The following is a 14013-nucleotide window of genomic DNA, read 5'->3' as shown; positions in this document are numbered from 1 at the left end:
CTTCGTTGCGCGGGAGGTTCGGTTGTGGGGTGCGCGAAGCAGAAGCGGGTCGGTCGTGGGGGACGTGCGGGGTCAGTCGTGGCGGGGCGTCACCAGGGCGGCCGGTAGCCGGTGGTGATCTTCTCTCCGGTACGGCGCCACCTGGGCTCCTTGTCCACCGTCTTCGCCGTGATCGAGCGCAGCTTGCGGACGACGGCCCCGTAGGCGCCGCTGGCCGTGCTGGAGACCTTGGCGCCGGGGGGCTCGTCCATGAACGGCATGAACTTGTCGGGGAAGCCCGGCATGGTGCAGGCGATGCAGATGCCGCCGACGTTCGGGCAGCCGCCGATGCCGTTCATCCAACCGCGCTTGGGCACGTTGCACTTGACGACCGGGCCCCAGCAGCCCAGCTTGACCAGGCACTTCGGGGAGTCGTACGACAGGGCGAACTCACCCTGTTCGTAGTAGCCCGCGCGGTCGCAGCCCTCGTGGACGGTGGCCCCGAACAGCCAGGTGGGCCGCAGCTTGTCGTCGAGCGGGATCATCGGCGCGGCGCCGGTGGCCTGGTAGAGCAGGTAGGTGAGCGTCTCGGAGAAGTTGTCGGGCTGGATGGGACAGCCGGGCACGCACACGATGGGGATGCCGGCGTGGGACTTCCAGTCCCAGCCGAGGTAGTCCGGCACGCCCATCGCGCCGGTGGGGTTGCCCGCCATGGCGTGGATGCCGCCGTAGGTGGCGCAGGTGCCGATCGCGACGACCGCCAGGGCCTTGGGCGCCAGCCGGTCGATCCACTCGCTGGTGGTGATCGGCTGGCCGGTCTCCGGGTTGTCGCCGAACCCGCACCAGTAGCCCTCGGGCTTGATCGCCTCGTTGGGGATGGAACCCTCGACGACCAGGACGAACGGGTCGATCTCGCCCCGCTCCCCCTTGAAGAACCACTCGATGAACGTGTCCGAGCCGCCGATCGGACCGCATTCGAAGTCGATGAGCGGCCAGTGGACGGCGATCTTCGGAAGCCCCGGCAGCACGCCGAGCACGATCTCCTCGATGCTCGGCTGCATGGCCGCCGTCAACGAGACGGAGTCGCCGTCGCAGCTCAGCCCCGCGTTGATCCAGAGAATGTGGATCGTGGGTGTCTCTTCGGCGGGCGCAGCGCCGACCGTCCTCGCCGTCGCCTCAGTCATGGGACCGCCTCCTGGGGAGGTAAGGGATGAAGGCCTGCGTTTCGGCCCTCGATCTTCTTCGTAGCAGCCGTCCGGCCGTGATGAGACGGCAGCGGGGGCCGTTCAGGTGATGCCGGCGGCAGAGGGGGCCGGACCCGTTCCCGCAACCGCGGCCGGGCCGAGGTGCGGCGGGGTGCGCGGGGGCCTCTCCTTGTGGACGAAGGAACGGCGCAGCGTGTGGTACGGGGCGTCGGGGTCGTCGAAGGCGCGGCGCATCCGGGTGAGCTCCCGCTCACGGAAGCCGGCCAGCGGGGTCACGCTCTGCAGCCGGTCCAGCGCCGCCTTCTTGGCGGCGATCCGGGACGCGGTCGCCGGCAGTGCCGCCAGCCGCGCCGCCAGGTCTGCGACCTCGCGCGCGAACCCTTCGGGTGCGCTGTCGACCACGCGGTCGGCGAGCCCGAGGCGCAGGGCGCCCGCCGAGCTCACCGGCAGCGCGTCGCGCATGAGACGTTCGGCCGTCCCGGGGCCCACCCTGCGCGGCAGCGTGTGGGTCCAGTACTCCGAGCCGTACAGGCCCATCAGGCGGTAGTGCGGGTTCAGCACGGCGCCCGTGCGGCACCACACCTCGTCGGCCGCCAGGGCGAGCATGACCCCGCCGGCGGCGGCGTTGCCCGCGACCGCCGAGACCACCAGCCGGTCCGTCGTCGTCAGGACCGCCTCGACCAGGTCGTCGATGGCGTTGATGTTCGCCCAGGACTCGGCGGCGGGGTCGTCGGCCGCTTCGATGACGTCGAGGTGGATCCCGTTGCAGAAGAAGTCCCGTTCGCCGCCCAGCACCAGCACCGACGTGGGGCGCCCGCACGCTTCCCGGTAGGCGTCCAGCAGCCGCCGGCACTGCCCGGTGCTCATGGCGCCGCCGGGGAAGGAGAACGAGAGGAACCCCGCGTTCCGCTCCTCCCGGTAGCGGATGTCCGCCCAGCCGCGGTTCCCCGCGCCGGACCACCGGGGGGCGGGCTTCTCGGGCAGCGGCGGCAGCCGGTCGCCCAGCGCCCGTACGGCGGGCAGTCCGAACGTGGGGGGCCGACCGGTCTCGCGCCGGGGCCGCAGTTCGGGAATCCACACGGCGCCGTCCCGGGTGGCCCGGCAGATCGCCCCGGCCCGCGTCGCCAGCAGCTCGCCGGGCCGGCCGCGCAGCACGCCCTCGGGGTGACCGCCGTGCAGGTACCACTCGCCGCCGAGCAGCGTGTCCAGCACACCGGGCTGCGAGTCCGCCGCTCTCAGCTTGCGCAGGACGGTCCGCGTGGAGTCCTCGGACCAGTCGATCCGGCGGACGCTCTGGTCCATGTACGGACGTGTGCGCAGGCGGGCCTCGGCCGCGCGGTCCGCGTCCTGCCCGCGCGGCACGTAGGCGCCACCGGCGAAGCGCTCCACCGCGAGCAGCACGGCCTCGAGTGCGGCGTCGGCGATCTCGCCCCGGTACAGCTCGCTCTTGGACACCTCGGGAAGCCGGCACGGCACGGTGGCCCACACGTCGCCGGCGTCCATCTCGGCGTCGGCCTGCAGGACGGTGACGCCCCATGCGTCGGCGCCCTCGTGGATCGCCCAGTCCAGGGAGGACGGTCCACGGTCGCCCACGGGCCCCGGATGGACGACGAAGCAGGGGTACGCCGCCCAGACCTCCTCGGGAATCGCCGACTTCAGCATCGGCGCGACGACGAGCTGCGGTGCGTGCCGCCGTACGGCCTCCGGCATCGAGCCGCCGGGCAGGGCGAGTTCCACCGCCACCCGGTGGCCGTGGTCGCGCAGTTCGGCGTGCACGCGCTGGGTCAGGCTGTTGAACGCACTGGCAAGGAGCAGGATGTGCACGGCTGCCTCCGGGCGGACGAACGGCAGGCAGCAGGGGCCGCCGGTGCGATCCTCGGCCACGGCGTGCCGCCGTCCCCGGCGGCAGGCGGCACGGTCATCCGAAAGCGGGCGTCGATCCGCCGTCCGGCCTCACGGCCACCGTCCCGCGTCGGCGGTCAGGGGCGTCGCAGGCCGCTGGTGATGCGCTCCCAGGGGGTGCGGGTGGCGCCGAAATGCGTCTCGTGGGCCCAGATGTGGGTGCACGACCGGCACTGGAGGTGGAGCAGGCTGCCGACGTGGGAGAGCAGGTAGCGCCAGTGCTCGGAGCAGGTGCGGCCCTGCTCGCAACGGGCGCATCCGCGGCGGTCGTCGCAGTTCGGGCAGGCCACCCAGGCGCGGCGTCCCGCGTCCGCCTGCGGGTCAAGGGGCAGCACGGCCGTCTCCTCGCGAGGGGAGCACACCGGCCGAGACCAGCTCGTCGTACACACGCTGCTGCTCCGCGTCGAGGCCGGAGTACAGCAGGTCGTACGCGGCCTCCTCGCCCCGCAGCGCGGCGACGGGGTCCCAGTCGGGGCCGAGAGCGTCCAGGACATGGGCGCGCCGGAGCATCTCGTGTGCGCCGAGGTCGACGGCCAGGTCCACCGTGGGGACGGCGTCGGGCCGCTCCGCGGGCCGGCTCGCGGCGGCGGGTTCGTCGGGGTCGCCCGGAAGGGCGCGGTCACGGGTGGACATGCGACCGAACGTAGGCAGGCGGTCCTCGCCCCGGCAAGAGCGGGTGGGAGACGTCACAACCGTCACAACCGTCGCGCCGGGGCGCCCGTCGGCTCCGGCCCGTCGTCGGGGCCGCGGGACGTCAGGCCGGACCGAAGAGTCCTTCGGGCCCGTTTTCTCCTCATACGCGCCAATGGGCCTGCAATGCCGTGGAATTGACGCGGCCCTTCGTCACCGCGCGTGCACGCAGCGAGTTTTCGCTTCCGCCCCGCAGACAGTCGTGTGACACTGGCGTCCACCGTCCGCACTGCGGACCCCGTCCGCACCGTCCCCCACGAAAGTGCGCCGTGCGCTCTCTTCCGCTGCCGCTCGCCCTCACCGCGCGCCTGTCCCCCGTGGCCGTGCTCGCCTGCGCGGGCTGGGCGCTGACCTCCGGACCGCTCACCGCGACGCAGGACACCGCGGCCAAGGACACGCAGCAGACCCGGTCCGAGGAGACGTCCGAGCCGTCCACGACGGCCGTTTCCAAGACGTACGGCGCCGCGCCCGCCCCCTGCGCCGGTGTGGCCGCGAAGACGGTCACCACGCTGGTGCCGGGCGCCAAGACGGCCGGCAAGGAGATCCCGTCCACGGACACCGCTCTGCGCCGCACCTGCTCGTGGAACGCGCTCAAGGGATACGACTACCGCTGGCTGGACATCTCCTTCGAGATCACGGACTCGGACGACGCGGCACGCAGTTCGTACGAGGAGCGCGTCAAGGAGAAGAGCGGCGGCGGGGCGGTGCCCGGGCTCGGGAACGCGGCGTACTCGGTGGTCAACCTGACGACGCAGGACAAACAGCAGACCCGTGAGGGCGTCGTCATCGCCCGGGTGTCCAACGCGTTGGTCGTCGTCAACTACAACGGCAGCGACTTCGAGTCGAAGAAGGCGCCCGCCACCGACGAGATCAACAAGGGCGCGATCAGGGCGGCCAAGGAAGCGGTGGCCGCCCTGTCGAACGGCCGGAAGAGCTGAGCGCTCCCGCCGCGCACCGCACGGGCCGCGGGACGCGACGGCCGCAGGAGCCGAATCGCTCCTGCGGCCGTTCTCGCGCCGCACGTCAGACGGCGTCCGCCTGCTCTTCCTGCCGTGCGGGCAGCAGCGTCATCAGGACCAGGTACAGGGCCATCGAGGTGCCGAGCCCGACCGCCCAGCCGTAGTCGGCGAGGGGTTCCAGCGCCGGGACCGGGCGGCCGTCGATCAGCGGCTTGAAGCCGGCGCCGCCGACGGCGAGGACGCCTCCGGCCACGAAGGCCGCCACGGCCCGCCAGTTCCAGCCGGCGTCGTACCAGTAGCGGCCGCCCGCACGGTACAGGTCGGTCAGGTCGAGCCTGCCGCGGCGCAGGATCCAGTAGTCGGCGATGAGGATGCCGGCGACCGTGCCGAGCAGGCCGCCGACCAGGCCGAGCCAGGTGAAGATGTAGCCCTGCGGGTCGGAGTACAGCTTCCACGGGAAGATCAGCACCCCGAGGACGCAGGTGACGAGGGCGCCGGTACGGAAACTGATCCTCCGCGGCGCGATGTTGGAGAAGTCGAAGGCCGGCGAGACCAGGTTGGCGGCGACGTTCACGGACAGGGTCGCCACCAGAACGGTCACCAGCGCGAACAGCAGACCGAAGACGTTGTCGGTCTTGGCGGCGAGCTGTACCGGATCCCAGATCGTCTCGCCGTACACCGCCTGCGAACCGGAGGTGACCATGACCGACAGCAGCGCGAACAGCGTCATGGTGGTCGGCAGGCCGAGCGCCTGCCCGCGGGTCTGCGCCTTCTGCGACTTTCCGTACCGCGTGAAGTCCGGGATGTTCAGCGACAGCGTCGACCAGAAACCGATCATGCCCATCAGGGACGGCCAGAACAGCTTCCAGAAGTCGGCGCCCCAGCCGAGCCTGGACGGCTGGTCGAGCAACGGGCCGAAACCGCCGGCCTTGCCGCTCATCCAGATCAGCATCACCAGCGCGCCGACCAGGACGAAGGGCGCCGCCCAGTTCTCGAAGCGCCGGATCGTCTCCATGCCCCGGTAGATGATCGCGACCTGGATCGCCCAGAAGATCGCGAACGACAGCCACATCGTCCAGGCGTGGCCGCCGATCTCACCGGCTTCGGACCAGCCGTTGCCGATCAGTTTCCCGGCGAGGAAGTAGATCGCCTCGCCGCCGATCCAGGTCTGGATGCCGAACCAGCCGCAGGCCACCAACGCCCGCACCACGGCGGGCAGGTTGGCGCCGCGGATGCCGAAGGAGGCGCGGGCGAAGACCGGGAAGGGGATCCCGTACTTCGGCCCCGCGTGCCCGGTGAGCAGCATCGGGACCAGCACGATGACATTGGCCAGGGCGATGGTGAGCACCGCCTGCTTCCAGTCCATGCCGACGGCGATCAGACCGGAGGCCAGCGTCCACGACGCCGTGTTGTGGGCCATGCCGACCCACAGCGCGGAGAAGTTGTACGTGGTCCAGGTGCGCTTCTCCACGGGGACCGGCAGCAGGTCCTCGTTGGCGTAGGGGCCGCTGGGCTGCGGCGAACCGGGGGCGATCTCCACCCGGCCGTCGGCCAGGGTGACTTGAGAGGTCGGCGGTATGGCCGTGGGAGCGGTGTCGGTCATGGGCAGGCCAATCAAAGAGGGGCGGATCCGGAAAGGCCGTGCGGGTCTCCGGGTCCCCTCCTCCGGGGAGGTGGAGGAGGGGAGAACTGGAGTGGGGGGAAGGTGAGTTGCTGCTGAGGGCGAGTGGCCGGGCCCCTGGGGACGGGCCGGGTCAGCCGTTGACGGCCGGGATCACCGTGGTGCCGTAGGCGTCGATGGTCGCCTCGCGCGCGTCGTGCATGTCGTACACGGCGAACTGGTCGACGCCCAGTGCGCGCAGCGCGGTCAGCTTCTCGATGTGCTTTTCGGCCGGTCCGATCAGGCAGAACCGGTCGACGATCTCGTCGGGCACGAACGCGGTGTCGGGGTTGTCGGCCCGGCCGTGGTGCGAGTAGTCGTACCCTTCGCGGGACTTGATGTAGTCGGTGAGTTCGTCGGGGACGGCGGCGGAGTGCTCGCCGTACTTGGAGACGAGGTCGGCGACGTGGTTGCCGACCATGCCGCCGAACCAGCGGCACTGCTCGCGGGCGTGGGCGAGCGCCTCGGGCGAGTCGTCCTCGGTGACGTACGCCGGTGCCGCCACGCAGACCTTCACCTCCGCGGGGTCGCGGCCGGCGGCGACGGCGGCGTCCTTGACGGCCTTCACCATGTACTCGGTGAGGTAGAGGTCGGCGAGCTGGAGGATGAAGCCGTCGGCCTCCTCGCCGGTCATCTTCAGCGCCTTGGGACCGTACGCGGCCATCCAGACGGGGAGGTGCGCGCCCTCCTTGATCCAGGGGAACCTGACGACCGTGCCGCCGAGGTCCGCCTCCTGGCCCGAGCCGAGCGCCCGGATGACCTTCATGGCCGCGCTGATCCGGGCGAGGGTGTTGGGGTGGCGGCCCGCGACGCGCATCGCGGAGTCGCCGCGGCCGATGCCGCAGACCGTGCGGTTGCCGAACATGTCGTTGAGGGTGGCGAAGGTGGAGGCGGTGACCTCCCAGGTGCGGGTGCCCGGGTTGGTGACCATCGGGCCCACCGTCAGCCGGCTGGTGTTCGCCAGGATCTGGCTGTAGATCACGAACGGTTCCTGCCAGAGCACGGCCGAGTCGAAGGTCCAGCCGTGGGTGAAGCCGTTGTCCTCGGCGCGCTTCATCAGCTCGACGACGCGGGATGCAGGGGGGTCGGTCTGGAGGACAAGTCCGAAGTCCATCGGTCTCCTTGCAATGGTCTCGTAGCGTTCTTTCGCCCCGTGAGGGGCCGGTTCGGGCTGGACCGCAGTCTTCGGATGGGAAGCCCCCTGGGGGCGGAGTCGCGTGCGCTGCTCCTGGTTGCTGCGGCGTCACCTCATTGGAGGTACTGGCAAGTTGAGCGGGGCGTGTACAGGCCGTGACCGGCACGCCCTGCAAACTTCCGCTGATCGATGACGGGTTCGCCCCGCGAGAGGACCGTCTCGACGCGGCCGGTGAGCCGCCTGCCCTCGTACGCCGAGTAGTCGACGTTCATGTGGTGGGTCTCGGCGGAGACGGTCTGCTCGGCGTGCGGGTCGTAGATGACGACGTCGGCGTCGGAGCCCGGGGCGAGGGTGCCCTTCTTGGGATACATGCCGAACATGCGGGCCGGGGCGGCGCAGGCGATCTCGATCCAGCGGCGGCGGCTGATGTGCCCGTCGACGACGGCCTGGTGCAGCAGGTCCATGCGGTTCTCGACGCCCGGCAGCCCGTTGGGGATCTTCGAGAAGTCGCCCCGGCCGAGCTCCTTCTGGCCCACGAAGCAGAAGGGGCAGTGGTCGGTGGAGACGACCTGGAGATCGTCGGTGCGCAGGCCCTGCCACAGCTTGGCCTGGTGCTCCTTGGGCCGCAGCGGTGTGGAGCACACGTACTTGGAGCCCTCGAAGCCGGGCTCCGCGAGGTTGTCCGTCGAGAGGAACAGGTACTGCGGGCAGGTCTCGCCGAAGACGTGTCGCCCCTCGTCGCGCGCCCGGGCCAGTTCCGCGACCGCTTCCGCCGCCGACACGTGCACCACGTACAGCGGGGCCCCGGCGACCTGGGCGAGCTTGATCGCACGGTGGGTGGCCTCGGCCTCCAGGAGGGCCTTGCGGACCTCGCCGTGGTACCGCGGATCCGTCTCGCCGCGCGCCAGCGCCTGCTCGACGAGGACGTCGATGGCGATGCCGTTCTCCGCGTGCATCATGATCAGTCCGCCGTTCTCGGCGGAGCGCTGCATGGCGCGCAGGATCTGGCCGTCGTCGCTGTAGAAGACGCCTGGGTACGCCATGAACTGCTTGAAGGAGGTGACGCCCTCCTCCACCAGCAGGTCCATCTCCTTGAGCGTGTCCTGGTTCACGTCGGAGACGATCATGTGGAAGCCGTAGTCGATCGCGCAGTTGCCCTCAGCCTTGCCGTGCCAGGCGTCCAGGCCCTCGCGCAGACTGCGCCCGACGCTCTGCACGGCGAAGTCGACGATCGTCGTCGTGCCGCCCCAGGCGGCCGCCCGGGTGCCGGTCTCGAAGGTGTCGGAGGCGAAGGTGCCGCCGAACGGCAGTTCCATGTGGGTGTGGACGTCGACGCCGCCCGGGATGACGTACTTCCCGGTGGCGTCGACGACCCTCTCGGCGGTCCAGGCCGCGGCGGCCGGGGTGCCGGAGGCGGCGAGGGCGGCGACGCGGCCGTCCTCGATCAGTACGTCGGCGTGGATCTCGTCGGACGCGGTGATGACGAGGCCACCCCGGATGACGGTTCGGCTGCTCATGCTCCCTCTCCTGCCGTGCTCAACACTGGTGTCGTGCCTGGGGGACGACGCCGGTCCGGCACCCGTCCGCCGGACCGGCGACGGCTGCGGCCGGCTACGGCGCGGTCAGCGGGGGGTAGGCGTCGGGGCGGCGGTCCCGGTAGAACTGCCAGCGGTCGCGCACCTCGCGCAGCTTGGCCATGTCCAGGTCGCGGACGACGAGTTCGCTCTCCTTGTCGCTCGCCACCTCCCCGACGAACTGGGCCTCCGGGTCCACGAAGTACGAGGTCCCGTAGAAGTCGTTGTCGCCGAGTTCCTCGACGCCGACGCGGTTGATCGCGGCGACGAAGTACTCGTTGGCGACCGCGGCCGCCGGCTGCTCCAGCTGCCACAGGTAGGAGGACAGGCCGCGGGAGGTCGCCGAGGGGTTGAAGACGAGTTCCGCGCCCTCCAGTCCCAGCGCGCGCCAGCCCTCGGGGAAGTGGCGGTCGTAGCAGATGTAGACGCCGATCCTGCCGACGGCCGTCTCGAAGACCGGCCAGCCCGCGTTGCCGGGCCGGAAGTAGAACTTCTCCCAGAAGCCCTTGACCTGGGGGATGTGGTGCTTGCGGTACTTGCCGAGGTACGAGCCGTCCGCGTCGATCACGGCGGCGGTGTTGTAGAGGACGCCCGGCTGCTCCTCCTCGTACATCGGCAGCACCAGGACGATGCCGTGCTCCTCGGCGAGCGCCTGGAACCGCCTGACGATCGGCCCGTCGGGGATCCGCTCGGCGTACTCGTAGAACTGCGGGTCCTGGACCTGGCAGAAGTACGGTCCGTAGAACAGCTCCTGGAAGCACAGGACCCGGGCGCCCTGCGCGGCCGCGTCGCGGACCGCCTGCTCGTGGACCTGGATCATCGATTCCTTGTCGCCGGTCCAGGCCGTCTGGAAGACGGCGGCGCGGATCACTCGGCTCATCGGGACCTCCGGTCGCTCGGTGTGCGAGGAGCCTAGGAAGCCGGCCGGCCTGCTCTGAGTGGCACGCTGTCACGCCTGAGGGCGTCCGGCGTGCCACCGTGTCACGTCGCCGTCGCCCCATGTCTCACCACCGTTTCCCCAGGTCGTTCCGTGTTTCCGGGCGGTTGCCCGCGCGTGCGGTCAGCTGCGCTGCGCGTCGTGCGCGAGCAGCGCGATATGCACCGAGGCGGCCTGCTCGAAGTCATCGAGGTCCACGCCGAGCCGGCCCTCTATCGCCTCCAGCCGGCGGTACAGCGCGGGCCGCGACACATGGTGGAGCTGCGCGGTGCGGGACTTGTTGCGGCCGGTGGCCAGATAGGTCCGCAGGACGGCGAGCAGGTCGTCCCCGGCCGCGCACAGCAGTCCGTCCAGCTCCCGCTCGGCGAAGGACTGCACATGCGGGTCGTCCCGCAACAGCCGCACCAGGCCCCGCAGATGGACGTCCTTGAGGCGGACGACGGCCGGGAGGCCGAGCGCGGCCGAGGAGTCGGCCACGGCGTCCGCGACGTGCTGGGCCTCGCGCAGCCCGGACGGCACCTCGTCCCACACGGTCCGCGGCGCCGCCGCCGCGACGACGGTGCGTGGCTCTCCCGGCTCGGTGCGCAGCCGGGCGGCGAAGTGGGCGGCGAGCGCCTCGGCGTCCTGGTCGCGGGCCAGGCTGAGCAGGACGGCGGTGGCCCCGTCGGCCAGCTCGGCGACCAGCCCGGGCATCCCCAGCAGGCGCAGCACGCGCTCGAGCCGGACGGGATCGCCGTCCCGTACGACGAGCGGGACGAAGGTGCGCCGGTTGACGGGCAGGCCGGCCGCCCGCGCCCGGGGCAGCAGCTGCCGCGCCGGCACGACGCCGGAGACCAGGTCGGTGAGCAGGCTCTGCGCGGACTGCTCCTCCCAGGTGTGGGCGGAGGCGCCGCCGAGCATGCGGTGCAGGACGAGCGCCTCGGCGGCGCGGTCGGCGAGCAGCCGTCCGCCCGCGGTGTCGCCGCGGTGGCCGCAGAGCATGATCTGTCCCCACCGCTCGCCGCGTCCGCCCAGCTCGGCGCGGATCCAGCCGTCGCCCTCGCTGCCTCCGGCCTGGCGGGCGATGCGCTCCCAGTCCCGCAGCACGTCGTCGACCGCCGAGCGCTCCCCCGCCGTGGCCAGCACCCGGTGGGCGAGGTTGGTGACGACGACGGGACAGGCGGCGTGCTGGGCGATCTCGTCCAGCAGCAGTTGCAGTGGGGCGCCCGCGGTGATGAGTGTCGTCAGCGCGGTCCGCACGGCCTCCGACAGGCTGACGGCGGCGAACTTGCGCCGGACCAGCCGGGACTGGACCTCCTCGGTCAGCTCGGCGAAGGGGAACGGGCGGTGCAGGACCACCATCGGCAGTGCGCAGCGCTCGGCGGCGCGCCGCATCACGTCCGGCGGGGTGGGAAAGGCCCGGCCGAGGCCCAGCACCACGGCCGCCGCCTCCGCGCGGTGCAGGGACCGGATGTACTCGGTCTGCGCGTTCTCGTCGCCGGCGAGCAGCACTCCGGTGGTGAGGACCATCTCGCCGCCGCTGAGCATCACGCCGACGTCGGCCGCCTCGGCGACGTGCACCCAGCGCACCGGCCGGTCGAGCTGGGACGCGCCGGCCACCACCTCGGGCTCACCGGCCAGCACCCTTTCCAGGGACAGGACCTGACGGACCGACAGTGCGGGTTCCAGCGGCTCCACGGGGCCCCAGGACTGCAAGGCGATGCTCATGGCGGTGTGTTCCCTTGGCTCGGGCCGGCGCTACAGCGTGCTCCTCAGCGCGCTCTCGAGGACGGCGGCGCCCTCCTCGGCCTCCGCCACCGTCAGGGACAGCGGCGGGGCGATGCGCAGGGCGCTGGTGTCGTGGCCGCCGCCCTTGCCGATCAGCAGCCCCCCGGCGCGGGCGGCCTCCAGCACGGCGGCCGCTCGGCCGGGGTCGGCCAGTCGGGTGCCGGGCCGGGTCAGCTCGACGCCGATCATCAGTCCGCGACCGCGCACCTCGTGGACGCCCGGGTCCTGGGCGGCTGCGGCCCGCAGCCGCTCGATGAGCAGACCGCCGACCCGTCGGGCGTTGCCCTGGAGGTCGTGTTCCAGCAGGTAGTTGAGGTTGGCGAGGCCGGCGGCCATGGTGACCTGGGTGCCGCCGAAGGTGGAGATGCTGTTGGCGTCCAGGCAGTTCATGATCTCGGAGCGGGCGACGACCCCGCCGACGGACATGCCGTTGCCGATGCCCTTGGCGAAGGTGACGATGTCCGGCGGACCGTTGTCAGCGTGCGCCTGCCAGCCCCAGAAGTGCTCGCCGGTGCGGCCCCAGCCCGTCTGCACCTCGTCGGCGATCCACAGGATCCCGTGGGCGTCCAGCACCTCGCGGAAGGCCGCGTACAGTCCGTCCGGCGGCGAGGTGAAGCCGCCGACGCCCTGGATGGGCTCGGCGATCAGCGCCGCGGGCGCGCGGGTGTGCCCGAGCAGGTCCTTCAGGTCCGCGACACAGGCGGCGATGAACTCCGCGTCGCCGAGACCGGCGAAGGGGCCCCGGCCCCGCACCCCGCCGTGCACGTACAGCGTCTGCAGCGGGGACAGCGAGGTCGGCGACCAGCCGCGGTTGCCGGTGATGCCGACGGCGCTGAAGGAGCGCCCGTGGTAGCTGTTGCGCATGGCCAGGACCGTGTTGCTGCGCCGGTGAGCGGTGGCGAGCAGCAGGGCCGTGTCGTTGGCCTCGGTGCCGGAGGTGGTGAAGAAGACGCGGGCGTCGGGGATGCCGCTGACGTGCGCGATCCGCTCGGCCAGCTCGACCATGGGCCGGTTGAGGTAGAGCGTCGAGGAGTGGATGATCCGCCCGGCCTGCTCGCTCACCGCCTTGGTGACCTCGGGCAGCGCGTGCGCGGTCATCGTGGTGAGGATGCCGCCGAAGAAGTCGAGGTACCTGTTGCCCTCGGCGTCCCAGACGTGCCGGCCTTCCCCGTGGGTGATCTCCAGCGGCTTCTCGTAGTAGAGGGCGAGCCAGTCGGGCAGGACGCGGCGGTGGCGGTCGTGGAGTTCGCTCACGGCCGCACCAGCCCGTCGTAGGCGTCGGGACGGCGGTCCCGGTAGAAGGCCCACTGCTGCCGGACCTCCTCGATCAGGTCGAAGTCGAGGTCGCGGACGAGGAGTTCCTCGTCCTTGTCGCTCGCGAGGTCGCCGACGAACCTGCCCCGCGGGTCGACGAAGTACGAGGTCCCGTAGAAGTCGTTGTCCCCGTACTCCTCGACGCCGACGCGGTTGATCGCGGCGACGAAGTACTCGTTGGCGACCGCGGCCGCGGGCTGCTCCAGCTGCCAGAGGTGGGCGGAGAGGCCACGGTGGGTCGCGGACGGGTTGTAGACCAACTGTGCTCCCTGGAGGCCGAGTTGTCGCCAGCCTTCCGGGAAGTGCCGGTCGTAGCAGATGTAGACGCCGACCTTGCCGACGGCCGTGTCGAAGACGGGCCAGCCGGCGTTGCCGGGCCGGAAGTAGTACTTCTCCCAGAAGCCCTTGACCTGCGGGATGTGGTGCTTGCGGTACTTGCCGAGGTACGAGCCGTCCGCGTCGATCACGGCGGCGGTGTTGTAGTAGAAACCGGACTGCTCGACCTCGAAGACCGGGACGACGATCACCATGCCCGTCTCGCGCGCGAGCTCCTGCATACGGCGCACGGTCGGCCCGTCGGGGACGGCCTCGGCCCAGCGGTAGTGCTCCGGCTCCTGGACCTGGCAGAAGTAGGGCGCGTTGAAGACCTCCTGGAACCCGATGATCTTCGCGCCGCTGCGGGCCGCCTCGCGGGCGTGCTCCTCGTGTTTCGCCACCATGGACTCGGTGTCGCCCGTCCAGGTGGCCTGGACCAGTGCGGCACGTACGACGTTGGCCATGAGCTGCTCCTTCGACAGGCCGTCAGAGCCTCTACGCCCGTAGACGCAGGTCGTAGAGGGACGAACGTAAGCCTCCTGGACGGGCTTGCCAAGACCATCGTCGTCAACCCGC

The 14013-nt window shown here is 71.3% G+C and carries 12 protein-coding genes; 1 reads left to right on the top strand and 11 read right to left on the bottom strand.

The genetic code is table 11. The features are described 5' to 3' along the window. Nucleotides 1-89: 89 nt before the first annotated feature. From IE239_RS23285 to IE239_RS23270, 4 genes are all read right to left on the bottom strand, one after another. Entirely contained in the window at nt 90-1163 is a 1074-nt protein-coding gene (locus IE239_RS23285; RefSeq protein WP_190151314.1) for an NADH-quinone oxidoreductase subunit B family protein, read from the bottom strand. 102 nt (nt 1164-1265) lie between these two features. Then, nucleotides 1266-3008 carry a hydrogenase maturation protein gene (locus IE239_RS23280; protein WP_190151400.1) on the bottom strand — a complete coding sequence of 581 codons (1743 nt, stop codon included), beginning with the start codon at nt 3006-3008 and terminating at the stop codon, nt 1266-1268. Between the two features lie 155 nt (nt 3009-3163). Continuing rightward, nucleotides 3164-3421: a hypothetical protein gene (locus tag IE239_RS23275; RefSeq protein WP_190151313.1), complete on the bottom strand. Its 258-nt coding sequence runs from the start codon at nt 3419-3421 to the stop codon at nt 3164-3166. Beyond that, complete coding sequence (locus IE239_RS23270; protein WP_190151312.1) at nt 3408-3719, bottom strand: DUF6400 family protein; 312 nt, start codon at nt 3717-3719, stop codon at nt 3408-3410. Before IE239_RS23270 ends, IE239_RS23275 begins: the two co-directional genes overlap by 14 nt. A 326-nt stretch (nt 3720-4045) precedes the next feature. On the opposite strand from IE239_RS23270, the gene IE239_RS23265 reads away from it, so the two are divergent. Next, entirely contained in the window at nt 4046-4714 is a 669-nt protein-coding gene (locus tag IE239_RS23265) for a hypothetical protein (protein ID WP_190151311.1), read from the top strand. Nucleotides 4715-4799: 85 nt separating this feature from the next. Here the strand turns inward: IE239_RS23265 and IE239_RS23260 are convergent, their stop codons facing one another. The 7 genes from IE239_RS23260 to IE239_RS23230 all read right to left on the bottom strand — a co-directional run bounded on the left by IE239_RS23260 (nt 4800) and on the right by IE239_RS23230 (nt 13901). Continuing rightward, a complete protein-coding gene (locus IE239_RS23260; protein ID WP_190151310.1) occupies nt 4800-6338 on the bottom strand; it encodes an NCS1 family nucleobase:cation symporter-1 in 1539 nt (512 codons plus the stop codon). 151 nt (nt 6339-6489) lie between these two features. Continuing rightward, nucleotides 6490-7509: a TIGR03842 family LLM class F420-dependent oxidoreductase gene (locus IE239_RS23255; RefSeq protein ID WP_190151309.1), complete on the bottom strand. Its 1020-nt coding sequence runs from the start codon at nt 7507-7509 to the stop codon at nt 6490-6492. 134 nt (nt 7510-7643) lie between these two features. Further along, nucleotides 7644-9047: a dihydropyrimidinase gene (gene hydA / locus IE239_RS23250; protein ID WP_190151308.1), complete on the bottom strand. Its 1404-nt coding sequence runs from the start codon at nt 9045-9047 to the stop codon at nt 7644-7646. Between the two features lie 94 nt (nt 9048-9141). Beyond that, a complete protein-coding gene (locus IE239_RS23245) occupies nt 9142-9984 on the bottom strand; it encodes a nitrilase-related carbon-nitrogen hydrolase (RefSeq protein ID WP_190151307.1) in 843 nt (280 codons plus the stop codon). Between the two features lie 180 nt (nt 9985-10164). Further along, the gene (locus IE239_RS23240) at nt 10165-11748 is read right to left on the bottom strand and encodes a PucR family transcriptional regulator (RefSeq protein ID WP_190151306.1); all 1584 of its coding nucleotides are present in this window, start codon (nt 11746-11748) and stop codon (nt 10165-10167) included. Nucleotides 11749-11778: 30 nt separating this feature from the next. Next, nucleotides 11779-13062: an aspartate aminotransferase family protein gene (locus IE239_RS23235; RefSeq protein ID WP_190151305.1), complete on the bottom strand. Its 1284-nt coding sequence runs from the start codon at nt 13060-13062 to the stop codon at nt 11779-11781. Beyond that, nucleotides 13059-13901: a nitrilase-related carbon-nitrogen hydrolase gene (locus IE239_RS23230; RefSeq protein WP_190151304.1), complete on the bottom strand. Its 843-nt coding sequence runs from the start codon at nt 13899-13901 to the stop codon at nt 13059-13061. The genes IE239_RS23235 and IE239_RS23230 overlap by 4 nt, the downstream gene beginning before the upstream one ends. Nucleotides 13902-14013: the final 112 nt, after the last annotated feature.

The sequence above is a fragment of the Streptomyces humidus genome, from assembly GCF_014649655.1.
GTDB lineage: Bacteria > Actinomycetota > Actinomycetes > Streptomycetales > Streptomycetaceae > Streptomyces > Streptomyces humidus.
This window is presented reverse-complemented; position numbering and strand designations above follow the sequence as displayed.